The 23588-nt window shown below is 62.9% G+C and carries 20 protein-coding genes, 3 pseudogenes and 1 other annotated feature; of the genes and pseudogenes, 12 read left to right on the forward strand and 11 right to left on the reverse strand.

Annotated elements, in window-relative coordinates; translation table 11 throughout:
• Positions 1-21 precede the first annotated feature (21 nt).
• Positions 22-1217 (forward strand): IS3 family transposase gene (locus tag ACNI3Q_RS06925; protein WP_426275173.1). Its coding sequence is split into 2 segments (ribosomal slippage): positions 22-310 and positions 310-1217, totalling 1197 coding nucleotides; the frame shifts between segments, so codons are not numbered across the junction.
• Positions 303-419 (forward strand) — a sequence feature (AL1L pseudoknot). Its footprint overlaps the gene before it by 117 nt.
• A gap of 107 nt (positions 1218-1324) precedes the next feature.
• Positions 1325-1741 (forward strand): hypothetical protein, encoded by a 417-nt coding sequence (locus tag ACNI3Q_RS06930; protein ID WP_426275175.1) that lies wholly within the window; start codon positions 1325-1327, stop codon positions 1739-1741.
• A gap of 581 nt (positions 1742-2322) precedes the next feature.
• Here ACNI3Q_RS06930 and ACNI3Q_RS06935 read toward each other — a convergent pair.
• Positions 2323-2514 (reverse strand): annotated as a pseudogene (locus tag ACNI3Q_RS06935) (IS110 family transposase); the annotation flags it as partial.
• A gap of 24 nt (positions 2515-2538) precedes the next feature.
• Here ACNI3Q_RS06935 and ACNI3Q_RS06940 point away from each other — a divergent pair.
• From ACNI3Q_RS06940 to ACNI3Q_RS06960, 5 genes and pseudogenes are all read left to right on the forward strand, one after another.
• Positions 2539-3529, forward strand: a pseudogene (locus ACNI3Q_RS06940) (IS3 family transposase).
• 546 nt (positions 3530-4075) lie between these two features.
• Positions 4076-4606, forward strand: coding sequence for an RNA polymerase sigma factor (locus ACNI3Q_RS06945; protein WP_426275177.1), 531 nt, complete (start codon positions 4076-4078; stop codon positions 4604-4606).
• Positions 4606-5586 (forward strand): FecR family protein, encoded by a 981-nt coding sequence (locus tag ACNI3Q_RS06950; RefSeq protein WP_426275179.1) that lies wholly within the window; start codon positions 4606-4608, stop codon positions 5584-5586. Before ACNI3Q_RS06945 ends, ACNI3Q_RS06950 begins: the two co-directional genes overlap by 1 nt.
• An 82-nt stretch (positions 5587-5668) precedes the next feature.
• Positions 5669-8599: a TonB-dependent receptor domain-containing protein gene (locus ACNI3Q_RS06955; protein WP_426275181.1), complete on the forward strand. Its 2931-nt coding sequence runs from the start codon at positions 5669-5671 to the stop codon at positions 8597-8599.
• Positions 8593-10686 carry an Atxe2 family lasso peptide isopeptidase gene (locus tag ACNI3Q_RS06960; RefSeq protein ID WP_426275183.1) on the forward strand — a complete coding sequence of 698 codons (2094 nt, stop codon included), beginning with the start codon at positions 8593-8595 and terminating at the stop codon, positions 10684-10686. Before ACNI3Q_RS06955 ends, ACNI3Q_RS06960 begins: the two co-directional genes overlap by 7 nt.
• Here ACNI3Q_RS06960 and ACNI3Q_RS06965 read toward each other — a convergent pair.
• The 8 genes from ACNI3Q_RS06965 to ACNI3Q_RS07000 form a co-directional block, all read right to left on the reverse strand.
• Positions 10613-12268, reverse strand: coding sequence for an asparagine synthase-related protein (locus ACNI3Q_RS06965; RefSeq protein WP_426275185.1), 1656 nt, complete (start codon positions 12266-12268; stop codon positions 10613-10615). The genes ACNI3Q_RS06960 and ACNI3Q_RS06965 overlap by 74 nt on opposite strands.
• Positions 12269-12366: 98 nt before the next feature.
• Positions 12367-12972 carry a lasso peptide biosynthesis B2 protein gene (locus ACNI3Q_RS06970; RefSeq protein ID WP_426275187.1) on the reverse strand — a complete coding sequence of 202 codons (606 nt, stop codon included), beginning with the start codon at positions 12970-12972 and terminating at the stop codon, positions 12367-12369.
• 107 nt (positions 12973-13079) lie between these two features.
• A complete protein-coding gene (locus ACNI3Q_RS06975; protein ID WP_426275189.1) occupies positions 13080-13199 on the reverse strand; it encodes a hypothetical protein in 120 nt (39 codons plus the stop codon).
• 73 nt (positions 13200-13272) lie between these two features.
• Positions 13273-13386, reverse strand: a complete 114-nt coding sequence (locus tag ACNI3Q_RS06980; RefSeq protein WP_260021018.1) for a benenodin family lasso peptide — start codon at positions 13384-13386, stop codon at positions 13273-13275.
• Between the two features lie 99 nt (positions 13387-13485).
• A complete protein-coding gene (locus ACNI3Q_RS06985) occupies positions 13486-14106 on the reverse strand; it encodes a GntR family transcriptional regulator (RefSeq protein ID WP_426275192.1) in 621 nt (206 codons plus the stop codon).
• A complete protein-coding gene (locus tag ACNI3Q_RS06990; protein ID WP_426275194.1) occupies positions 14103-14993 on the reverse strand; it encodes a phytanoyl-CoA dioxygenase family protein in 891 nt (296 codons plus the stop codon). The genes ACNI3Q_RS06985 and ACNI3Q_RS06990 overlap by 4 nt, the downstream gene beginning before the upstream one ends.
• Entirely contained in the window at positions 14990-15550 is a 561-nt protein-coding gene (locus ACNI3Q_RS06995) for an acyl-homoserine-lactone synthase (RefSeq protein WP_426275196.1), read from the reverse strand. Before ACNI3Q_RS06995 ends, ACNI3Q_RS06990 begins: the two co-directional genes overlap by 4 nt.
• Positions 15551-15686: 136 nt before the next feature.
• On the reverse strand, positions 15687-16415 hold the full coding sequence (locus tag ACNI3Q_RS07000) for a LuxR family transcriptional regulator (protein ID WP_426275198.1): 729 nt from the start codon (positions 16413-16415) through the stop codon (positions 15687-15689).
• 221 nt (positions 16416-16636) lie between these two features.
• Between ACNI3Q_RS07000 and ACNI3Q_RS07005 the strand changes: the two are divergent.
• Positions 16637-16831: pseudogene (locus ACNI3Q_RS07005) on the forward strand (transcriptional regulator domain-containing protein); the annotation flags it as partial.
• Between the two features lie 163 nt (positions 16832-16994).
• On the forward strand, positions 16995-17435 hold the full coding sequence (locus tag ACNI3Q_RS07010; protein ID WP_426275200.1) for a DUF2285 domain-containing protein: 441 nt from the start codon (positions 16995-16997) through the stop codon (positions 17433-17435).
• A 30-nt stretch (positions 17436-17465) separates the two neighbouring features.
• Here the strand turns inward: ACNI3Q_RS07010 and ACNI3Q_RS07015 are convergent, their stop codons facing one another.
• Positions 17466-18203 (reverse strand): hypothetical protein, encoded by a 738-nt coding sequence (locus ACNI3Q_RS07015; RefSeq protein ID WP_426275202.1) that lies wholly within the window; start codon positions 18201-18203, stop codon positions 17466-17468.
• Positions 18204-18777: 574 nt separating this feature from the next.
• Between ACNI3Q_RS07015 and ACNI3Q_RS07020 the strand changes: the two genes are divergently transcribed.
• The 3 genes from ACNI3Q_RS07020 to ACNI3Q_RS07030 all read left to right on the forward strand — a co-directional run bounded on the left by ACNI3Q_RS07020 (position 18778) and on the right by ACNI3Q_RS07030 (position 22205).
• Positions 18778-19821, forward strand: a complete 1044-nt coding sequence (locus ACNI3Q_RS07020; RefSeq protein WP_426275204.1) for an ArdC family protein — start codon at positions 18778-18780, stop codon at positions 19819-19821.
• Positions 19818-20252 carry a DUF2958 domain-containing protein gene (locus tag ACNI3Q_RS07025; protein ID WP_426275206.1) on the forward strand — a complete coding sequence of 145 codons (435 nt, stop codon included), beginning with the start codon at positions 19818-19820 and terminating at the stop codon, positions 20250-20252. The genes ACNI3Q_RS07020 and ACNI3Q_RS07025 overlap by 4 nt, the downstream gene beginning before the upstream one ends.
• A gap of 87 nt (positions 20253-20339) precedes the next feature.
• The gene (locus ACNI3Q_RS07030; RefSeq protein WP_426275208.1) at positions 20340-22205 is read left to right on the forward strand and encodes a ParB/RepB/Spo0J family partition protein; all 1866 of its coding nucleotides are present in this window, start codon (positions 20340-20342) and stop codon (positions 22203-22205) included.
• Between the two features lie 190 nt (positions 22206-22395).
• On the opposite strand, the gene ACNI3Q_RS07035 is transcribed toward ACNI3Q_RS07030, so the two are convergent.
• Positions 22396-23553: an AlbA family DNA-binding domain-containing protein gene (locus ACNI3Q_RS07035; protein WP_426275210.1), complete on the reverse strand. Its 1158-nt coding sequence runs from the start codon at positions 23551-23553 to the stop codon at positions 22396-22398.
• Positions 23554-23588 lie beyond the last annotated feature (35 nt).

The raw sequence follows: 23588 nt of genomic DNA on the forward strand, positions 1-23588 counted from the left end.
TCCTGAGAAGGCGGAGCCTGTATGAGCAAGACAACGAACAAGTTTTCACCCGAGGTTCGCACTCGAGCGGTGCGGATGATATTGGATCACGAAGGCGATTATCCGTCGCGTTGGTCAGCCGTGGTGTCGGTCGCCGAGAAGATCGGCTGCGCACCCCAGACGCTTCACGAGTGGGTGAAGAAGGCCGAGGTCGACAGCGGCAAGCGTGCTGGCGTGCCGACCGATACGGCCGACAAGCTGAAGGCGCTAGAACGCGAGGTTCGCGAGCTGCGGCAAGCCAACGAGATTCTTCGTAAGGCATCGGCATATTTTGCGCAGGCGGAGCTCGACCGCCCGTTCAAGCGATGATCGCGTTTATCGATGATAACCGCGCTGATCACGGGGTCGAGCCGATCTGCAAGGTTCTGCCGATCGCCCCATCGACCTACCATGCACACATCGCGCAGCGACAGGATCCACAGCGCCTGTCGGCGCGGGCGCGACGCGATGCTGCGCTCAGGATCAAGGTGGGGCGCGTGTTCGAGGCCAACTTCCGCGTCTACGGCGTACGCAAGGTCTGGCGACAACTGCGGCGTGAAGGCTTCGATGTTGCGCGTTGCACGGTTGCACGACTGATGCGGGCGATGGGCCTGGCGGGCGTGATCCGGGGCAAGCCGGTGCGCACCACGATCAGCGACAAGGCGGCACCTTGCCCGCTGGACCACGTCAACCGCCAGTTCCACGCACCAGCGCCCAACAGGTTGTGGGTCTCCGATTTTACATACGTCTCGACCTGGGGCGGGTTCGTCTATGTCGCGTTCGTGATCGACGTCTACGCCCGCTATATCGTTGGCTGGCGGGTCAGCCGAACGGCCCATGCCAGCTTCGTGCTGGATGCCCTGGAGCAGGCGCTCCATGATCGCCGACCAGTACATCGTGGCGGCCTGGTTCATCACAGCGACCGTGGATCGCAATACGTATCCATAAAATACACCGAACGCCTCGCCGAGGCCGGCATCGAGCCTTCGGTCGGCAGTATCGGTGACAGCTACGACAACGCTTTGGCCGAGACGATCAATGGCCTTTACAAGGCCGAAGTGATCCACCGGCGTGGGCCATGGCGTTCCTTCGAAGCCGTCGAGTTCGCCACGCTCGAATGGGTGGACTGGTTCAACCACCGCCGATTGCTGGAGCCGATCGGCAACATCCCGCCAGCAGAAGCCGAACAACGATACTAGGCCATGATAGACGACGTCCCCATGGCCGCGTAACTCAAACCAAATGGCCTCCGGCAATCCCGGGGCGGTTCACCAAATGGCCTCCGGCAATCCCGGGGCGGTTCAGAATGCTGGACTGTTACAAATTTAGTGGTGATGCTTACGACCAGTGTATCGAAGAGCTAAAGAAACTGCAGAAGGAATGTGAGGAGGGCGGCGAAAACTCGGTTTGCCCTTCGATCGAGGTGGTTGCTCGCCGCCCGCAGGTTCAATCCAGCCCATCGCCTCGAGGCACGGATAGCGGGAGCGGTGGTGGAGTCGCTTCAATATCTACCATTAGAGCAAGCATATTGGCGCAATTAAAGAAGGAATTAATTCTCCAATGTGCCGAAAATAAAAATCAAGTGAATGCAAGAATTCAAAGTCAATCTAATTCAAATATTTTGATACGATTTCCAAAAAAACTCGGCTTGCCAAGGGCGATTTACCACCAGGCGAGGGTGTCTCGCTTAAACGAGCATTGCAAGATTTGGGCGATCCTGTAGGTTGTGCTACAGGAATATTCGGGGCGGCGACATCTCGCTTAGCGGGGATTTTGCTGGGGGGGGGATTGCTACTTACGAAGGGGGTTTGGCGTGTTTCAATGTAATTGAAAAAGGTTTGAAGCCGGAGAAATCGAGATGACAAAGCTAAGGTTATTATTTAATATAACAACGATATTGGGGTTATGTTTCTCTGCCATGTCAATTATATTTATTATATCAGATTCTAGTGGCTGGTCTATTGCTGTAACATCCCTAGTTTCTGGTTTTTTAATACGCGAGGGGATGGTACATCGTAAGGAAGCCTAAAGAGTCGCTTAATTAGTTTTAGGGTCAGGATCTGTAATTTACAATTGCTTGGCGGTTGTGCCTTGAGGGTTTCAAGGATCTGTACGCACTTGCCGGCCGATGGATCGGTGGTGCTGTATTGGGTCTCACAAGGCCGGGCGTTGCATTGACTCGAAGCGGGCTTGAGGGCCCATCCGGTAACCTTCGCATATCGTCCGTCCCTGCGTTCCCTCGCGGGACACCGCCATTGGGTCAGCTGGGGAGCATCACCGCTGGCGAACTGGTTTTACCGTATCTCAGGCCTCGAACAAAGTCCCGTCGCGCAGCATGGCATGCATGATGACGGCGAGGCGGCGAGCGAGCGCTACCCTGGCTTTTTTGAGGTCGCGTCGTTTTGTGATCTTGAGCGCCCAGGTTTTCAGCGCGAAGCTTGGCTGGTGCGCGTTGGTCTGAGCCCCGCAATTTCCTCCAGATTTGAGTAGAGTCCGGCCCCACTTAGGGAGTCAGACGGAATGAAGCGGAGCAGGTTCAGCGAGGAACAGATCATCGCGATCTTGAAGGAGCAGGAGGCCGGGATGGCGACGGCGGATGTCTGTCGCCGGCACAGCGTCAGCAGCGCGACCTTCTTCAAGTGGAAGGCCAAGTTCGGCGGCCTGGAGGTGTCCGGGGCCAAACGCCTGCGGCAGCTCGAGGACGAGAACAGCAAGCTGAAGAAGCTCCTGGCCGAAGCCATGCTGGACAATGCGATGCTCAAGGAGATCACATCAAAAAAATGGTAGCGCCCGCCGCCAGGCGGGAAGCGGTGGCTCACCTTGAGCGGGTGTTCGGATCAACCATAAGAAATTCCGACGGCTGTACCGCGAGGAGCGTCTGCAGGTGCGGCGCCGCGGCGGCCGCAAACGGGCGCTGGGCACACAAGCACCCATGGCCATCCCACAGGGCTGCAACCAGCGCTGGTCGCTGGACTTCGTGTCCGATGCGTTCGCCTGTGGGCGTCGGTTCCGGATCCTTGCCGTGGTCGACGACTTCACCCGCAAGTGTGTCCGGCTCATCGCAGGCACCTCGATTTCAGGCCTGCGGGTGCCCCGGGAGCTCGACCGGGCAATTGCCGAACGGTCCCGCCCAGCGCTGATTGTCAGCGATAACGGCACTGAACTGACGAGCATGTCGATCCTGCGCTGGTCCAAGGAGCGCGACGTCGAGTGGCACTACATCGCACCAGGTAAGCCGCAGCAGAACGGGTTCATCGAGAGCTTCAATGCTCGCCTGCGGGACGAGTGCCTGAACGAGACGATCTTCACCAGCCTGACCCAGGCCCGGTCGGTGCTGGCCGCCTGGCGGCGCGACTACAATCACTACCGGCCCCACTCGAGCCTGGGCAACCTGACCCCGGCCGAGATGGCGGCCAAATCCATCGGCAAACCGGGTTGGGGGTTAACCCCCAACCCGGTGGTCATCACGCCCAAGCATGGGCATCAATCGGGCCGTCGGCTCTACTCGTAGGTGGAGGAAGGTCGAGGCTCAGACCATCACAACTTCCTGCTGCATGGATCGACTCCTAGACGTGGCTCACGACCACATCATTGCACATCTATGCCGGTGCAGGGGTCGTCCACCCTATCACGTCAAAACAGCTCACCTCGCCTGTATTGACGACTGATCGGTTGGTCGTTCGAAGTCTCGATAAATAGCAAAATTGGGAACGAATAGATGGATTGCATCTCTTCTCATTCGAGTTAGTCTATTCGAGCGCGACAAGGGTGGCGCCGGGGCGTGAGAACCTCGCTTGAGAAACGAGACCAGCATCCATTCGGCCGGGTGGCCGATGCGTAGTCCAAGCCGCGTGCGGCCAAAGGCATCGGCGCATGTCTCAAGCATGTTCTCAACACCCGGCTTTTGCCCTCGAGCGCTCACAACTGTGGGCTACATCTAAATGTCTGGGCACCAACATAGCGGAAGTTCGACACCCGTTGCCCGGCTGACGCTTGCTCAGCGGCAAATCCAATGACCCGCAATATAACGCGCTTTATTGCGACAGCTCGGATTAACGTGGACGACCCACTGCCGCCTCAAGACCGGGTTTGTCGACCTGTCTCGCGCGTCGATCATTTATATGATGTGCACGGCCCTAAGCTGCTGCGCTTCTTCAAACGCAGCGCCGATCATCAAGATGCTGGCGATCTTGTCCAAGAGAGCTTTCTGCGTCTTGTGAATGCAGAGACCATCAGGGACGGCCGCGTTGACTGCGCAGAAGCCTATCTCAATCAAATCGCTTTGAATCTGCTGCGCGATCGCGCACGATCAGCGCTCAACCGATCACTCGCACGCCATATCTCGGTTGACGATGTCGCCCTTCCCGATTGTGATCCGGTGGCGAGGTTGGAAGCGCGTGACAAACTCAATCGCCTTCAGCAGGCCTTGCTGCGCCTCAAGCCGAAGACGCGGGCCATTTTCCTCGCACATCGGCTTGACGGATTAACCTATAAAGAGATTGCGGAACGACATGAATTGAGCGTCAAAGGCGTCGAATGGCATATGACCAAGGCAATCGACCATCTCGATCGGGCGCTGAAGGACTAATGTCCCAGAAAGACGGGATTGAAGGCGCAGCAGATCCTGTGCGCGAACAGGCCATTGCCTGGCTTGCTCGATTGCGTGCGGATCCAAGCGCGGACGACATGGATCGGTTCGAGCAATGGTATGCCTCTGACCCCGAGTATGCGGACGCTTATGATGCTGTCCTCGATAGTTGGGAGGATACCGCCCTGCTTGCGGATAGCTCGGCGCATCGCGCTGCGCCTGTCTTTCAGCGTCAAGCCTGGATAAAGGCTGCGCAGGTGGCTGCGGCCGCGCTGCTGCTCCTGATTGTCGGCAATCTTGTCTATGCCAACCTCAAACCAGCCAATTTGGGTGCCGGGTCTCAGATCGCCAGCAAGATCGGCGAAATTCGCAGCATGACGCTCGGCGACGGGTCGCGGCTCACGCTCGATACCGATAGCGAGGTGGAAGTCCGCTTCGATTCAGGTGAGCGGCGATTGAACTTGATCCGGGGGCGCGCGCGGTTCGCCGTTGCCCATGACCGCGAGCGACCTTTTGTCGTTCATGCCGGTCAGCGCGAGGTCATCGCGCATGGGACATTATTCGATGTTGACCTGGGGAATAGCGCCGTTGTCGTCACCTTGCTTCAGGGCTCTGTCGAGGTCCGCCATTCAGCCGCAGTCGGCGCTGCCAAGGGCGGGCGCCTTCTAAAACCGGGCCAGCAGCTCGCGACTTCAGCAAAGGCGCCAGACAAACTTGTCGAGGCTCGTGTAATCGATGGAAACTGGCCTTCGGGCATGCTTTCCTTCGAGGACGCCCCGCTCGCAGACGTTGTCATCGCTGCCAACCGCTACGGCCGCCATGCGATCATCCTGCGCGATCCTGCGTTGGGGCGGCTGCGCTTTACCGGGACCTTCAAATCAGGCGACCAGAATGCACTGGCTCGCCTGATCGGACGCACTTTCGCGCTCGATGTCTCACAGGACGCCAACCGCAACTACCTCCTCGCCCCGGCAAAATAAATTCCCAGGGTAACGCAGCCGACCAACGTCGAACCCCCCAGCCACGCCGCGTTGGTGTGCGTAATCCGGGGGACCCCTGTCGATGCCCATTCTTGCCAAATCCGCATTGCCGCTTGCCATGTCCATGCTTGTGCCGGCGCATACCTCACCCGCTGCGGCACAGGCGCAGCGCCAGACCTATGACCTGCCAGCCCAGCCACTCGCCCGGTCGCTGCGCATAGTCGCAACCCAGACCGGCCGGAGCATTGCCGCGCCCGCCGAGCTCCTTAATGGCAAGACGGCACCGGCGGTTCGCGGTGCGTTCACGCTCGATGAAGTGGTTGAACGCCTGCTGGCCGGATCTGGCCTGAGGGCACGACCCGCCGGGGATGGACTCGTCATCGAACAGGATAGCAGCGCAGAAACCTCAGACGAACGTCCGGTTGATGCGGACATTCTGGTCACGGGTACGCGGATCCGGGGTTCGGGGCCCGTCGGTTCGACCGTCACGGTGATTGATCGCAAGGCGATCGAACGCAGCGGCTATGCGACCGTCCAGGATATTGCCCAGACGATTCCGCAGAATTTCGGGGGCTCGCCGGGCGAGACCGCCGGCGTCAGCTCCTTCCAGTCCGAATCAGGGCTCAACACGGCGGCTGGCTCGAGCATCAACCTGCGCGGCCTGGGAACCGGCTCGACGCTCGTTCTTCTGAATGGCGACCGGCCGCCTTTGGGCGGCTTTTCCGGCATCTTCAGCGATGTCTCGATGATCCCTGCTTCAGCGATCGAGCGGATCGAGATCGTCGCCGATGGCGCTTCGGCGATTTACGGCTCGGATGCGGTGGCTGGCGTCGTCAATATCATCCCGCGCAGCAATTTTTCGGGTGCTGAAAGCCGGCTTCGGGTGGCTACCGCCGATGGCGATGCCGAGGATGTGGTGGCGAGCCAGCTGCTCGGCACGCGCTGGCGAACCGGGCATGCGATGATCGCCTATGAATTTTATCGCCGGACCCGGCTGGGGGCGTCAGCCCGGGCCTATGCGACCGACGATCTTCGCGCTTATGGCGGTACGGACAATCGGACCCGCTTTGCCAGTCCCGGGACGATCATCGCGGCTAATGGCCAGATCTTTGCCATTCCGTCTGGCCAGGATGGTCGCAATCTCGAGGCCAGTGACCTTATCCCTAACCAGTTCAATCCCGGCAATGACTGGGATCAGGCGGACCTCCTTCCCGACCAGCGGCGCCACTCGGTCTATGGCGCTGCGCGCCAGGAAGTCATGCCGGGCTTCGACCTTTATGCGCGCGGCCTTTATTCGTCGCGCAGCTTTGAAAAGCGCGAGCGCCCGATCAGCAATGCGACCCGCACCATCCCGGTCACCAATCCCTTTTATGTGGATCCGATCGGTACGCGCCAGCCGGTCCGCGTCCAGTACAGCTTTGTCGATGATCTCGGCCCCGAAACAACGAGCGGCCGTGTCGAGGCCTATGGCCTCAGCCTTGGTGCAGCGGCCGAACTGGGTCGCTGGTCGATTGACCTTCATGGCACCTGGGGGCGGCAGGACGAAGAGCGCCGGATCGACAATCGCATCAATACCGCCCGGCTTGCGGCGGCCCTTGCAGACCCCGATCCGGCCACGGCTTATAATCTGTTCGGTAGCGGCGGCACCAATAGTCCGGCGGCTATCGCACGCATCCGGGGATCGACCAGCGCTGGCAATGGCGGGAGCGTCTGGTCGGCAGCGCTTCGCGCCGATGGGCCGCTGGTCGCCTTGCCGGCTGGCGATGTGCGGCTCGCGGTTGGCACTGAATATCGCGAGGAACGCTACCGCGCGCGACCGACGATCAGCGATGTCTCGATGCTCGCCCCGGTGACGCTGGCGCCCATCGATCTTCCCGACCCCCGCAATGTCCGGGCGGCTTATGGCGAACTCAGCATCCCGGTCTTTGGCGAGGGCCTGGATTTGCCGGGGCTTCATCGGCTCGATCTCTCGGCGGCCCTTCGGACCGAACGCTATAGCGACTTTGGCGCTACCACCAATCCGAAGCTCGGCATCGCCTGGGAACCCATTCGCGGCGCGACCTTGCGCGGCACCTGGGGTAAATCCTTCCGCGCGCCCAATTTCAACAATCTGCGCCAGGACCCCGCCAATTCGCTGTTCTTTGCCTTCACGCTGCCCGATCCGGCTTCGGTAACCGGCACCACCAATGTGCTTGTCATCCGGGGCAATGATCCCGAGCTTCGAGCCGAGCGCGCGACTAGCTGGACGCTTGGGCTCGACCTTCGGCCCGCTGCCCTTCCCGGCCTGACCGCCAGCCTCACTTATTACAACATCGATTATCGCGACCGGATCGATTCTCCGGCAGCCAATCTGCTGGCTTTTCTGGTAAACCGGCCAACCTATGAAGGCATTATCGATGCCAATCCTTCGCTGGCGACCATCCAGGGCTTTTTTGCAGCGCCTGTTTTCCAGAACCCCTTCAATCTCGCGCCCGACGACATTGAACTGCTCATCGATGCGCGGCTCCAGAATCTGTCGGTCGTCCGGCAGAGCGGGCTCGATCTTGACCTGGGCTACCGCTTTGATGCGCTGGGTGGGACGGCCGATCTCGGCCTGACCGGCGCCTATATTTTCACCATCCGCCAGGGTCTCACCGCCACGGCACCGGCGGTCGATGTCGTCGACCGGCTCGGCAACCCGGTCGATCTCAGGCTGCGCGCCCGAGCCGCCTGGTCCGACCAACATTGGACGGTCTCTGCCTTTGCCAATTACATCGACAGCTACACCAATCTGACCAGTGCGACCCCCCAGCAGGTCGCCAGCTGGACAACGGTCGATCTCCAGATTGCTTATGGCTTTGGCGATGCCGGACCGGGCAGGGGATGGAGCCTGTCGCTTGGTGCCACCAATCTCTTCGACCGCGATCCGCCCCGCGCTGCCTATTTTCTCGGGCCTTTTTCAGCGGGGTTCGATCCCGACAATGCCAGCCCGCTCGGCCGGGTCGTCGCATTGACAGTGAGCAAGTCATGGTGAGGCGCATCCTGGCAGCGCTTGGTGCGGTCCTCTTCTGCCAGCCCCTCCCCGCATGGGCTGGCTGCCGCGAGGCGCTCCTCGCGCCGGTCATGCCGGCCCCGCGTCCGGTGGAACCGGGCGATCTGGCGCGCTTACGCGATTTTGGCGGCCCGGAAAATTTTGTCGGCGGCAAAGCACCCTTCAGCCTGTCGCCTGACGGGACTGAAGCCGCGCTTGTTCTTCGCCGCGGCGATCCCGAGACCGACCGCTTCTGTGTCGGGCTGGTGGTTGTACCGCTCAGGCCCGGGGGGACGCCCCGCCTGGTCGATCTGGGCGGCGAACCCATTCTGGCGCGCGGCGATGTGCGGGGCATTCCGGACCTTCCGGTGGGCAGTATCGAGGGGGTGACGCCAGCCTGGTCGCCCGATGGTGCGTGGCTTGTCTATCTGAGGCGTGACAAGGGTCTCACCCAAGTCTGGCGCGCACGGACCGATGGGGGAGGGGCGTGGCCCGTCCTCCAAGGCGAGGAGGAGGTCCGCGCTGTGCGCTGGGCACCGGATGGCCAGACGCTCCTTGTGACCACCCGGCCAATGGCGGAGGCCCGGGCGGCAATCGATGCGGAAGGGCGGCGCGGCTTTCTTTATGATCATCGCTTCTGGACCTTGTCCGAAGCAAAGCCGCGCCCGCCTCTTCCCATTGCCTTTGTCGAACGCCGGATCGATCCCGAGACCGGCCACGAGGCAGGTCCCATCCCGACTGAGGCGACCAAGGCGCCTCCGCTCCCGCCCGGGGCTCGCCTTTATACGGCCAATGCGAAGGGCGCAGGCGCCTGGCTCGAGCCGGTCGATCCAAGCCAGGGGATGGGCTCATCCCGACTGATCGTCGAAGCGGGGCCTCGCCGCTTGGTTTGTGAGAGCCCGGCCTGCCAGGCGACCGGCGCTCTGTGGTGGCAGGGCCCCCGCGACCTTCTCCTCATGGCAAGCGGCACGCCGGAAAATGGCGGGGTCACGAGCTTCCTGCGCTGGCGGATCGGGCGGGACGCTGCTCCCAAAACGCTCTTTGCGACTGTCGACGCCTGGTTCGGGTGCCAGGCGCTCGCCGGCGAGCTGGTGTGCGCCCATGAAACAGCCGATCGGCCAAGGGTCATTGCCCGGCTCGATCCATCGAGTGGCCGTTCAAGCGTGATCTTCGATCCCAATCCCGAATTTGCCGCGCTCGCCATGGGCAAGGTCCAAAGGCTGCGCTGGACTGCCAGTGACGGTGTCGCTGGCTATGGCGATCTCGTCCTGCCGCCAACCCACCGGCCGGGCGAAAAACATCCGCTGGTCGTGGTTCAATATCAAAGCCGGGGCTTTTTGCGGGGCGGCACGGGCGATGAATATCCCGTCCATGCGCTTGCCGCCCGGGGCTTTGCGGTCTTCAGCTTCAACCGCGTGGCACCCGCCGCTACCGGTTCCGGCGCTGCCGATATCGACAGCTTCATCCGCATCGGCATGACCGGCTTTGCCGAGCGGCGGCGCATGCTTCGCGCGATCGAAACCGGGATCGACCAGGCGATCGCGCTTGGCGTTGTCGATCCCGACCGGATCGGCATTTCCGGGCTCAGCGACGGTGCAGCCAGCGTCCAGTTCGCGCTCATTCATTCGTCCCGCTTCCGCGCGGCAGCGATGAGCTCCTGCTGCGATGACCCAAGCAGCGTCCATTTCGCTGCCGGGCCTGGTTATTCTGAGGCCGTCGAGCGCTGGGGCTATCCCGGCCCCAATGCGCCCGGTGCGGCATTCTGGAACGACTATTCGCTCGCCGCCAATGCCGGGCGGATCAAGGTCCCGATCCTGTTCCAGCTGCCCGATGATGAATATCGATTGGGGCTCGAAACCTATGTCACGCTCAATTGGCATAAGGCGCCGGTCGAGATGCATGTCTTTCCCGATGCCTTTCATCAGAAATGGCGCCCGGCGCAGCGGCTCGCCGTCTATGAGCGAGGGATCGACTGGTTCGACTATTGGCTGAACGGCCGGGCCGATCCCGATCCCCTCAAGGCCGGGCAATATCGACGCTGGGACGCGCTGCGGGACCGGCAGGCAGTGGCGGAGCGGCCCAGCTCCTGATCCAGGCCTCGACATCGATGAGCGCCAGGAGCCGCATCACCAATTGGGCCGATGGCACGGGCTGGGCCAGCGCCTGGTTGACCTGGTTCGGATCGAGGAGATGCTTATCGGCAAGCCAGCCCTGCATCAGCACCTCCCGGATCAGCGCTCGGTTCTGGTCATAAAGCCTTGCGCAAAAGCCATCAAATGCCCCCTTGGAACGCCGCTCGATCACTGCTCGGGGCAGGCGGCCGGCAAAGCCCTGACGGATAGGCGCGCGGTTGCGCCCGCCCTCGCTCCATTGCCAGCTTGGCACGGCAAGGCAGTGTTCGATGATCGGCTGGGAGAGCAGGGGAAAGAGGACCGGCGCAAACCCTGCCCGGCCATGGCCTTCGAGATGGTTGGGCAGGGTAGCGATGGCATGGACATGGGCTGCCTTGCCCGGCATGCGGCACGCCCCTCGATCCGGGGCAGCCGGCATCGCAGCCATTGCCATTGCCTCGGCGCTGAGGAACGAGCCGTCGATCCGGTGGCCGGGTGCTTGGCCCGGCGTCCTTAGCCGGCGCCAGAACTGCGTCAGGGCTTCCCAGAGCGTGGCATCGCTCATTCGCGCAATGTCGGACAAGCTCCGGATCAGGGCAGGGCCTGGCCCTTCGATCCGCAACCGGTCAATCGCCGGCAGGACCGAGCGGCCATAGCCGAACAAATCATCGCCGCCCCCGCCGCTCGCAAAACAATCAGCGCCAAGCTGCCGGCCATATTCAAGGCTCAGCCAGTCGCTTGCCTGGGTAAAGGCACGGGCATTAGGGCGCGGCAACGGCGCGGCAGCGGAGCGGAGCAGATCGACTTGGCTGATCTCAGGGTGGGTGACCTCCAGATCGATCCCGAACCCGTCAGCAATCGCCTCAGCATAGCCAAGCTCGGTGGGATCGCCCTCGCCTGCGGCAAAGGTGATCAGCCTTGGTTCCGCCGCCCGGGGGATGAGCGCTGCGGCAACCACTGCCGAATCCAGCCCGCCCGAAATCTCAATGAGCGGGCGGCGATAAAGCTGGCTCCAAGCCCCTGCGCAGCGATCGATCGTCTCGACCAGCGCTTCAGGAGGGACCTTGCGGCCAGTCATCGGGGCATGATCCCAGGCCTGCCAGCAGCGCCGATGGCGCGGGCCCGCGTCGCTGAGCCTCGCCTCGGTGCCGGGCAGCACTTCCTCGACCCCGATCAGTGCCGTGCGAACTGGCCGCCAGTCCCGGCAAGCAAGGGCAGCCACGATCATTGGCCAATCCAGGACGGGCTGAAACAGCCCCGCATCCTGAAGCAGGCGCGGCGCATTGGTCACCGCCCAGGCCTTGTCCAGTCGAACCAGATAGCAGGCAGCGAGCGGCGAAGCATCGCGCAGGACCGACCAGCCCGAGGGGGTATGCCGGATCACGACATAGCTGCCCCAATAGCGCTTGATCAGGGCATCGCTTTCAGGCGGCGATGATCGAAGCGCATCGGCCGCACTTTGGCCCTGGCTATCGAAAACCTGGCCGATGAGCACGCCGTGTCCCTCGTCGAACCGCCGATGCGCTACGGTATCGCTCGCAAAGAACCGAAGACCAGGCATGGACGCCTGTTCATCGAGCCCTGTGCGCGCTAGCGCTTCGCCTGCGCGATCCAGCTGCCCGGGCGAGCTGGGCAAGGCCAGCAAGGTACACCAATCTGTCATGCCGACAGATGCAGGATCGGGGCATAGCGGCCGATCGTATCGGGCGCATCGCCAAGCAGCGCATCGCGCGTCTGGACCCAGCAATGCGCGCCAAAGGGCAAAGCGGTCACGCCAAAGACCAGTTCCACCCCGCCAAGCCGGGGCGCGAGCCAGTCCAGCAAGGCAAGCGAATCGAGCAGACAAACCCGGCGGACCGGCGCAAGATGGCGAACCGACCAGAAGTGGCCAGCCCGCGCAAGAATGGCAACTGGATCGGCATCCCGGCCCATCGCCAGCAAGGCGCGACGGCGGGCGAGATTATCGGCAAAAGACCGGGTCTTGAGCATGCGCTCGGCCCGCCACACCGTCCTCGCTGCAGCCAGGGCCGTCCCTAGCCCCGACGCGACCCTCGGCAAGCAACCGGTCTCGAGCTGCAAGGGGATTGTGACCGGTACCGGCTCGGGCAGGATCGCTGCGTCGTGATCAAGTCCCAGCAACCGGCAAAGACTGTCCCGGCAGTCGGCATCAAGCGGCCGAGCGGGGTCGTTGAGCCATGTAATGAAGGGTGCGTTCAGGGAAGGTGGCAGCATCGCATAGCGATCGGCCGCCACATTGAGGAACACCGCTCGCCCGGCAGACAAGGCAACGGTGCCATGCTCGGAAAGGCGCCAATAATGGGCCATGACGGGACAAGCAGCGGCCGGTGCCACGGTTGGCACCGGCCGCTGCCTCAATCCTCGGACAGCCCGGCCTGCGGGATCGACCGGACAAGGTCGGGCATCATGCCCTCGCTGCCCAGGGTCACCGCGCTTGCCATGCCGAGATCGATCAATCGGGCTTTTGCCGCCATGTCGCTTCTCCTTCGTTCTGGTCAGGGGCATCTGCGACACCGGCGCCGTTGCCGACGCCGGTGCGCGTGCGGCTCAGTCGTCCGAAAGGCCCGAGGCTTCGACGAAGCGGATCAGGTCCGGCAGGTTGCCAGTGCCGCCAAGGGTTTCGATGCTCGCTGCACCGAGGTCGATCATTGCATGGGTCATGATGCCTTGCTCCTGGTTCAATCGCTGCGGGAATGCAGCACGTCCAAGGCTAGGCCCGCGGCTCAGCGATCCGAATTGAATATGGATTGGATTCGCCGATTATCCGAGACTGGCGTCCGGCATCCGGTAGAGATGGCGCAAGATCGCGGCGGCACTGCCGATCCGCCGCCGGTGATAGCGCAGCAGCTCCGAGCGAAGCGGAGCGGTATTTCCGGCAAGGAGGAGACCGTCCAGCCGGTCGAGCTCAGCCGCAGGTTCCGGCAGCACGGCCTGTTCTGCAACGCGCACCGCCTGGAGACGGTCATTGAGCCCGGCCATGGCGCGGGCATGCTCGAGATTGGGCGAGCGCCGCGCAATCGCTGCAAACAATGCCGCAGGCCGCATCCATGGGTGCTGGGCGATCCCAACGCTCTTCACCTCGGGAAATGCACCGGTGCCTGCGCGCAAGGCGATCGTCAGAATATCCAGGTTCCAGGCATACAGGTCCTTGAGTGCCGGCTCGTCAATCAGCGGCAGATGAAACCCCTCGCCTGTGCCGGTTTGGACAAGCCCTTCACCGACCAGGATATTGAGGGCCGCCCGCACCGGGGTCACGCTGCTGTGCAACCGGTCAGCCAGTTGCGCCGGATCGAGCCTTGCGCCTGGCCTGACCCGTCCTTCCAGAAGATGGGCCTTGATCGCATCATAGATGCGCTCGGCGGTCGGACCGGCGGCGTTCATCCCGCCTGGCCCGCGCGATAGGCATCGACCATCGCGGTCTGCTCCGGCAGCAGCGCATCGATCGCGCCAAGCCGCTGATCGCCTTTCCCATCGAGCAGGATCGAGGGGCATTGCCCCTCGAAATTGCCGAGATTGGGCCGGTGCTGGCGATAGCCGATAATCCCGGCCAGTTCGCGCGGAAAATGCCGCGCAACCTCTGGTGGATAGGCCAGCCAGGGATTTTCATGGGGCTTGAGCCAGCCCAGCGAATAGCCAATCACGATGCCCCGGCGCACGGTCTGGCTGTGATTGGCGCCAGCGCCATGCAGCGTCGAGCCGAGGAACAACAGGGCATCGCCAGGCTGCATCTCGGCAGCAACGCTCGCCTCGGGCGGCTCGGGCGCGAGGGCATGCCGGCCATGACTGCGCGGCCAGACACAGGTTGCGCCATTGTCTTTCGTGAACGGCGTCAGCGGCCAGATCACATTGACCAGATATTCGGCCTCGCCTGCAGGGACCCGCCACATCTCTTGGTCCCGGTGCGGCATCTGGGCGGGCGCACCTGGATGAATGGCAATCGCCTGCGCGACATTGAGCTGGATACAGTCGCACCAGGGGAGCAGCAGCTGCTCGGCCGCCGCGAGGATCAGCGGATGGCTGACCAGCGCGGCGACCCCTTGCGAGCGGGTAAGCAGCCTTCCGAACCTTTTGGTCGTATCGCCGTAGAAACTGCCTTCGCAAAAGGGCGTGTCCCGAAAATCGGGTTCGAGCTCCCGATCGATCCCGGCGATCAGGCTGGGCGCAAGCGCACCGCGCAGGATGGCATAGCCAGTCTCGCCAAGCGCGCTTGCCAGCGCTGTGGCGTCCATCTCGCTGGCACTGGCGCTGGCGATCGGTGCGGCGCTCATGCTGCGGCTCGCTTTCGAGCGCTGCCCGGCCTGCCGGAACCAATGCCTGCCGCCACAAGGCGGGCGGGCGTCTCGGGATCGATCTCGATGCTGAGCGCGATCAGCGAGACCCCCTCGATGGTCACCGGGTTGCCGAGCGGCTGGCAGCGCCAGCCAAAGCCGAGCATCTGCTGGAACCAGCCCGTGGCGGCAATGGCAACATAGCGGGTGATGCCAGCGCTCAAGGCATGGTCGACAAGGCCAGTGATGAGCTCATCTCGAACGCATCGCCGGTCGGCGGTGCTCAGCCGGCGATCGAGGCAGAAGCGCGTGATCTCGAAAATATCGGGACCTTGAGGGGGCGGCGTGTCGCACAGCTCGGTATAAAAATCCCCAAGGATGTGCGGGCGGGTCGTTGGCAACAGGCGGGCCGAGGCGAGATGCGCATGATCGGCATCGGCCAGCACCAGATAGGTTGCATGCTCGTCGTCGAACTGGTCGACCTCATACGCATCCTCGATGACCGGCACGTCCCATTTGAGGAGGTCGACAAAGACCGACTTTCGCGCGGCGAACATCGAGCGGAGCACGCCGTCCGGGGTCGGCTCGGATCCAAAGCGGCTGACATGAAGCATGATCGCATTTCCCTTGGTCGTTGATTCGCCAAGGATCGATCGGGATCAGGCAGCAGCGCTATTCCCAGAAAGGGGGATATCAGCGGCGCGCAATATCCGTGAACGTCAGGGTTCCGTCGAACAGCGCGCGGATCACCAGGGATGTTCGTTTGCTTACCCCGTACCGCGCGCAGGCCTGCTTGATATGGCGCGCGACCGTTTCCTCGGTGACGCCAAGGATCTGGCCGGTTTCCCAATCGGTCTTGCCGCGCGCGACCCACAAGAGACAATCGCGCTGCCGGTCGGTCAGCACTGGCGGCGGCGGATGCGATCGATGCCCGCGCTTCACCCAGAGGCGCCGCGCGCTCTCGAATGCGAATGTGCCGGCAAGCTGCGCCATGGGAAGCTGGTCGACCGGGATCGGCCGGCCCGTCTCGCTGGCAAAGGAGCAGGAGCCCCGCAATTCGCCAGGGACATGCGCCGGTACGGTGAACCCCTCGCCAATGCCCTGTTCGCGCCCCATCGCCAGGATGCGCTGATCCTTTGGGGTCAGCGGGATCATCTCGGGCATGCGCGACCAGCAAAAGCCGATGCTGGTGACATGGCTCGCCCGGTGAACCGGATCCGAAACGCCAAGCGCATTGCGCTCATAATAATCAGCCCATTGCCGGGGATAATTGTGCAGCCGGATGGCGCTGCCCTGGGCTTCGCTCAGGTCGACATGATGGCTGAGCGCGAAATATTGAAAGCCCAGCATCGCACTTGCCGCCTGCATGGCGAGGTCGAGATCATCTACGGTTCGCACCTCGACCAGGCGCTCGAACTCCATGATCATGCCGTGCTTGCCCATCGGGCAGCATCACGGCCCCGGGCGGCGTCTCAAGCCACCGCAACTCCCAAGGCCGCCCTTTCCAATTGGTTCGGGCTGGAAGACGGGGCCTCAGGCCGCCTTCCGGCAACTCTGGTTCTGGGCCCAGCCTATCATGCTGCGCTGCCACGAAAAAGAGGCTGCCAAATACTCGATCCTTCGCTTGGCAGGCCATCCGACCGATGAGCGACGGGGCCAGACCCAGGCACTGGCCGGACTGGCGCGATGCTGGTGCCTATGCGCGGCTGCGCGGCATCGATCGGGCAGGGCTGATGTGGGAATGGCTGCGCCGCGATCCCGATTATCTCGCCTGGTATGCCACCGCGAGCGCAGTGACCTGCGGCGAGGCTGCGAGTGCAAGGGTTCCAATTCAATGGGGGGTACATTTTTGCCGAGGACCCGGCATGCGAAGCCCATCAGGCCCGCATCCTCTGGCACCGCGCGATCGATCCCGGCACGCTGAGCGTCGTTGCGACCCCGGCCGATCCGGGCGATCCGGAAGCCATTCCATGGGACCGGATTGCGCCTTGGCTGGTCAGCGTGACCGGCAGCGATGGCCGCGAACATGCGGTTTTATCCGATGGATGGCGGCGCATTCGGCTGGATGTCGAGCATGGCAGCCTCACGGGCCATCCGGCGGTGCTGCTGGACTTTGCCATGCGCGGCATCGCCACTTCTGAGGCGCGGGTCATGCCGCTTCGCCGTCTCATCACTTTATGCCGTCATGGCCGGTTCGCCCGGTCCTTGTTTCCGCCTGAGCCCAGAATGGACCGCTGGCTGACGATGCTGCGCGTCCATGACGCGCTCATGGACGGCGCCAGCCAGCGGGAGATTGCGATGGTTCTGTTTGGGAAGGATCGGGTGCGCGCGGCCCGGGATCAAGGGAATGATTCGCTGCGCTCAAGAACCCGTCGGCTCGCCCGGGACGCGCTTGCCATGGCGGCCGGGGGGTATCGGCGGTTGCTGCGACAAGATTCATAGATTTGTATATGCGCGCGCACCGCTAAACATTCATTCAAATCCTAAGTCCAAAACAGGTATGTACTTATCTCTATTTACATCAATTTCTGATTGACCGACGGTTTTTACTTGATTCAAAGGAATTGCAATTACTGCATCATTTTTCTTATATCGTTCGCTGTAGAGACGAATTTTTTCAGGGTAAGTGCGGGAAGACTGAATCTCCCTAGCGCTGTCACCCCGCATAAACCCGACGATATATACTTTGCCGTCAGGGCGCTTCTGAATCTCAAAATAAACCGAGCGTGAAATTGACCGAATCGTCAATGTGTCGAGCTTATCTTTCCAGACAGTGGCAAATGACCCCCCATAAGCAAAGCCGAAACTACCACTCGGCGTCTCTTCTAGCGACGCACTCTCGGCCTCAACTGCGGTCAGTCCATAGCGTTTCCGGAAATCCTCGCGGCCACTCGGATCAAATGAGATATCGGGATTTAGGACCGAGGTAATCGTTGGTTGTCCAGTTGTAGCCGGCAACGGGTTTGACGGCTGCGGATTAGCATTCGCTGGTGCAACCTCCTCGCTGGGCGCTGTGTCCGGCTTGTGCGAACATTCAGCTCGCTTCGTTCGATCATTGGTTATGGCAACAAACGATCGGCTTTCGCAGGGTGGGGTTGTGAGAAGAAAAAGGGCGATCAGCAAAGCAAAAGCGATAATCACGCCTAGGATAACATGCCCGGGCACTTTCTCTGTCCAGGCCTTCGTGACACTGGCCCAACTCTCTGACATGGTTCGCGTGCCCCAAAGTGCGTTGAAGAAGCCTAGTCAGGCTTTTTGTCGGTTCAAGGCCAATGGTCGGTGAAATCGAACATTCAACAGCGAATGCATTCGTGTGACGCCTTGGATGACAAGATCGTGATCCAAGCCACCATCATGCGGGCATTCAGCTGTTTCGAACGCTGATGATGCTCAAACGATAAGGTGCATCTCTTTAGCAAGGACGCCCCGCGCTTGCCGCGCGATCGCGCTCTACGGCTCCGGTCTTTGCTCGTCGCCGCCGAGCCCCGCATCGCGGGTCTCGGCCTGCCGGTAACGATCGCTGGCGCGTTTTTGTGGTCGCCGCGCGAGTGCGCGGCGGCACTGTCTGTTGCCTCTCCCGGAGGCGCGGGAGTGGGCGGCGCTCCCTTCTAGGCGCGGACGCGGCAGCGGCAAGCCGGCCCTTGGGGCCGGCTCCTTCATTCCCATTGCGGCCCTTCGGGTGCCGCTGCCGCTCGTGCCCGCGCCTTGCCGGTCGCTCTTTGCCGCCCACCCCCGCTTTCCGGGGAGGCCATGTCGGTTTTTGGGCGGGAATGGAGGCACGATCATGCCAGCATCCTCTGCCCGTCTTGCCCTTGGCAAGCGCAAGGCCCCAGCCATTCGGCAGGCATCGCCGCCAGCCGAACCGCGCACCAGTCTCTACGACGAGGTCACCAACCGGATCATCAGCGAGCTCGAGGCCGGGCGGTTTCCATGGGTCCAGCCCTGGGGTCGTCCCGATGCCACCGGCATCGCGCCCGGCCTGCCCCGCAATGCACTGACCGGGCGGTCCTATTCGGGGATCAATATCCTGATCCTCTGGGGCGCGGTCATTGAGCAGGACTTTCCCAGCCAAAACTGGCTGACCTTCCGGCAGGCCCAGGCGGCAGGCGGAACCGTCCGCAAAGGCGAGCGTGGCACCACTGTCGTCTATGCCGACCGTTTCACCCCCGAGGCCGAGCGCGAGCGCGCCCGCGAAACCGGCGATGATGCCAGGGCCATTCCGTTCCTGAAGCGCTTCACCCTGTTCAATGTCGCGCAGTGCGAAGGCCTTGGCACCGGCCTTGCCCCCGAGCCGGTGCCGCTCCCCGAATGCGAGATCGTGCCGGTTGCCGAAGCTGTGATCGCAGCGAGCGGTGTCGAATTCCGGATCGGCGGCAGCCGTGCCTTTTACGCGCCGGGCGCGGATTATGTGCAGGTCCCGCCCCAGCCCGCCTTTTTCGAACCGATCAACTATTACCGCACCTGCCTGCATGAACTGACCCATGCGACCGGGCACCCGACCCGGCTTGATCGCAACCAGAAAGGCGCGTTCGGGAGCCGCGACTATGCCCGCGAAGAGCTGGTCGCCGAAATGGGCGCAGCCTTTCTGTGCGCTGCATTGGGCATCACCCCCACCGTCCGCCATGCCGATTATCTGGCCAGCTGGCTCGATGTCCTGCGCGCCGATCTGAGCGATGACCCGGCCGTCCGGGGGACAAACGGGCCGCGCGGGCGCGCGATTGTTCGCGCCGCGTCGCAGGCCAGCAAGGCCGCCGACTGGCTGCTTGCCCGGTTGCCCGGCACTGGCGCGCAGGCGGGCGACCCCGAGCAGGGGAGGGCCGAGGCATGATGCTCCTCACTGCCCAATTGCGCGCAGCCCTCAGCGCCAATGCCGAGCGCCATCGCCGCGCCGTGGCGGCGGGCGACCCTCAGCCCGATCCCGCCCCGGTCGTCAAATTCTTCAATCCGCTGGGCGCAGCGACCTGGCTTGCGACCGAACTGGACCCCGACGGCGACACCTTGTTCGGGCTGGCCGATCTCGGCTTTGGCTGCCCCGAACTTGGTAGCTTCAGCCTTTCCGAAATCGCCGCTCTGCGCCTGCCGTTCGGGCTTCGCATCGAGCGCGATCTTCATTTCTCGAGTCCAATCCCGCTGTCGGTCTGGGCCGAAACCGCGCGCCGCGCCGGATCGATCCTCATGGCCGAGGCCATGCTCTGGCGAAGCGAGCCTGCCCCGGACCCCGAGCTTCCGACCGATCCCGATGGGGAGCAGGCCGGATGATGCGCGGCGCATTTCGCCGCTTTTGAAAAGCCGGTCCGCCACTCCTGGAAAAAGCGCGGCGGGCCGGCACTCACAAGGAGCAGTCCCATGAAACTCGATTTTATCCCGCTCGACAAGCTCGCGGTCAGCAAGGCCAATATGCGCTATGCGCGCAAAGCGCCCGATGTGGCCGATATCCTCCCCACCATCCGCGCGCGCGGCGTGCTCGTGCCCTTGATGGTCCGCCCCCAGCCCTGTTCCGAATGTGCAGAAGGCAATGCGCCCGGCCTGTTCGAGATCGTCGCTGGCAGCCGCCGCTATCACGCCGCGCGCATCGTCGCCGAGGAAACCGGACAGGCTGAGCCGCTCCCTTGCGCGATCCTTGATGCGGGCGACGACGCTGCTGCCATTGAGGCCTCGCTCATCGAAAATCTCGCCCGGCTCGATCCCGATGAGGTCACCCAATGGGAAACCTTCACCCGGTTGGTCCGGCAAGGCCGCAGGCCGGAGGAGATCGCCGCGACCTTCGGCCTGCCCGACCTCACCGTCCGCCGCGTGCTGGCGCTCGGCAATCTCTTGCCCCGCATCCGCCACATGTATGCCCGCGAGGCCATCGACGCCGCCACGGTGCGCCACCTGACCCTTGCCAGCAAGAGCCAGCAGCGCGACTGGCTGGCGCTGGCTGATGACCCTGAAGCTTACCTCCCGACCGGCCATCAGCTGAAAGCATGGCTGTTCGGCGGCCAGTCGATCCCGGTGCGGCACGCCCTGTTCGATGTCGAAGCAAGCGGCCTTGCCATTGTCTCCGACCTGTTCGGCGAGGAGCGCTGGTTTGCGGATGCCGATGCCTTCTGGGCAGCGCAGCAGGCAGCGGTCGAGGCGCGGCGCACGGGCTATCTCGACGCCGGATGGGCCGATGTCGTGATTGTGCCCATTTCGGATCAATTCCACAGCTGGGATTATGAAAAGACCGCCAAGCGCAAGAGCGGGCGCGTCTATATCGACCTGCGCACCAGCGGCGAGGCCGTGTTCCACGAAGGCTATTTGTCGCGCAAGGAAGCCCGGCGCGCGGCAGGCTCGGAAGAGGGTGGCGCGGTTCCGGCCAAAGCATCGCGGCCAGAGCTGAGCGGGCCGATGCAGGTCTATCTCGATCTCCATCGCCATGCCGCCGCGCGCGCAGCGCTGCTTGGCGCGCCATCCGTCGCGCTGCGGCTGTTGGTCGCCCATGCCATTGCCGGATCGCCCTATTGGAGCGTGCGTGCTGACCCGCAATCGGCGCGCCATGAGGCGACAAGCGAGAGCGTTGAAACATCGCGCGGGGAGACGCTGTTCGATGAACGCCGCCGCGCCGTGCTCGCCTTGCTTCGCTGTTCGCCCGACGAGCCGACCGTGATCGGCAGCATGATCGAGGCGGCAGGCGGCGATCCGGTCGTGGCTCTGTTCTGGCGGCTCCTCGACCTGCCCGACACCGCGATCATGGACGTGATCGCGGTCATCATGGGCGAGAGCCTTGCATCGGGCAGCGCGGCGGTCGAGGCGGTTGGCCTCACCCTTGGCATTGACATGGCCGATTGGTGGCAGGCCGATACCGCCTTTCTCGAACTGGTCCGCGACCGTGAGGTGCTGACCGCGCTGGTCGCCGATGTTGCAGGCGAGACGGTCGCTGCTGCGAATGCCCGCGAAAAGGGCAAGACGTTGAAGCGGATCGTCACTGACCATCTCGAGGGCAACGACGGGAGGTCAAAGGTTGAGCGCTGGGTGCCGCACTGGATGGCGTTCCCGCCCTCCGCCTATACCGAGCGCGGCGGGGTCGGCACGGTCAATGCCCATGCCCTGGCCGAGGCGGCGCGGGTGCCGGTGGCACCACCCAAGCCGCCCGCCGCCCCTGTGGCGCTGGCCGCGCCGGACCCTGATCCGGCCTGCGATCCGGTCTGCGGTCCAGTCAACGCAGAGCCAGTGCAGCTGGCGGCATGATCTTGAGGGCGGGGCGGCTTGCCGCCCTGCCTTTATTTTGGCCGGGCGGTCAGATGCTGGGCTGAAAATTTTGGCGCGCGCTGCAGCCGGATCGGCCGCAGCGCGCGCATTTTTGGGTCAGGCCAAGACGGTGGCTTGGCTAAGCCGAGGAAGCCAAGCGCGCCCCATTTACGAGAATGTTGGTTCCCGGTTAGCGGGCGGCAATGGCCCTGCCCTCCGGCCGGCGCTCTCCGAACAGCAACCAGAAATTCTTGAGTAGCGGCTCAAGCACGGCTTCATCGATGTGATCGACTCGCAACTCGCCTAGCAGCGCTGTATCGCGAAAGGCAGGGCGGCTTGCATAGTCATGCGGCAAGGCCAAGGCGTGGTTCCGGACGCCGAATACGGTGGCTTGGATCACCCATGGTCCCTCAACATTGAAATGCCGCAATCTGTTCTGGGTAGAGACCGTCGCTTCGAGCAGTCCCTTTTCAAAGGCCGAAATTCGGACCCAATTTTTCTCTTCACCATCGTCGTTGGTGGAGACGCCGCCGATCCTCCAGGCATGATCGGCTCTTCCCGCTCGATGGGTCAGCGAAAAACTGTCGACGATACCCGTTGCGGGGTCACCCGGGTCGTGCATCAAGACGCCTTCGATTGTATCGATTGCATCACATGCCCGATAGGAGCGGGCTAGTCGGACTGGCTGGATCGAGTCATCATGCGTAACAGGAAGGTCCATCGCCTCCCTAAAGTACGCCAGCGGGGTTACCGAGACGATTGCGCGGGGGTTGAAGCCCATAAAGAACGGCATATCGACCCCGCGCGCCATCTCAATCGCGTGATGGTGAAGCGCGCGAAACCGCGTCGAGAGTTGGTCTGCTTCAGTGAAGGCATGGCGGAGTTCATGCACGTCCATCTCATATTTCTGCCGACTGTTACGGCCATAGAACCTACCGCTGTTTTTGAAAATCACCCGGTGCGGACTGGCGAGACTGGCAGGAATGCGGATCACCAACGCGCTCGCGCCGGATGCCAGCGTTACCCAGTGCATCCGCACCCCAATGAGCCGGGGAGCGGCACCATCTCGAATGATGTTCTCAAGCCGCAGCTGCTCCTCATCGAGATTGTCGAGCTTCAGACCGGGCAGACCAGCGGCAACGCCGTCACGTTCCTCTATGCCATAGATCAGGTCGCCGCCCTGCGCATTGGCAAGCGCCGTCACGTCGGCAAGGAACTCCTTTTTGTCTTCATCGCGCCCGCCCGGAAGGTCCCGCTTGAACTCAAGGTCCCGCCGTTCGCCGACCTGATTGTCGATCAGGCGCATAAGGGCAGCTTCGTCGATGGTGTCGAGCGGCTGGTCAAGCATGCAACCAGCATACTGCATCAACTGGCGACAGGTAG

The sequence above is a fragment of the Sphingomonas eleionomae genome, from assembly GCF_049889035.1.
GTDB lineage: Bacteria > Pseudomonadota > Alphaproteobacteria > Sphingomonadales > Sphingomonadaceae > Sphingomonas.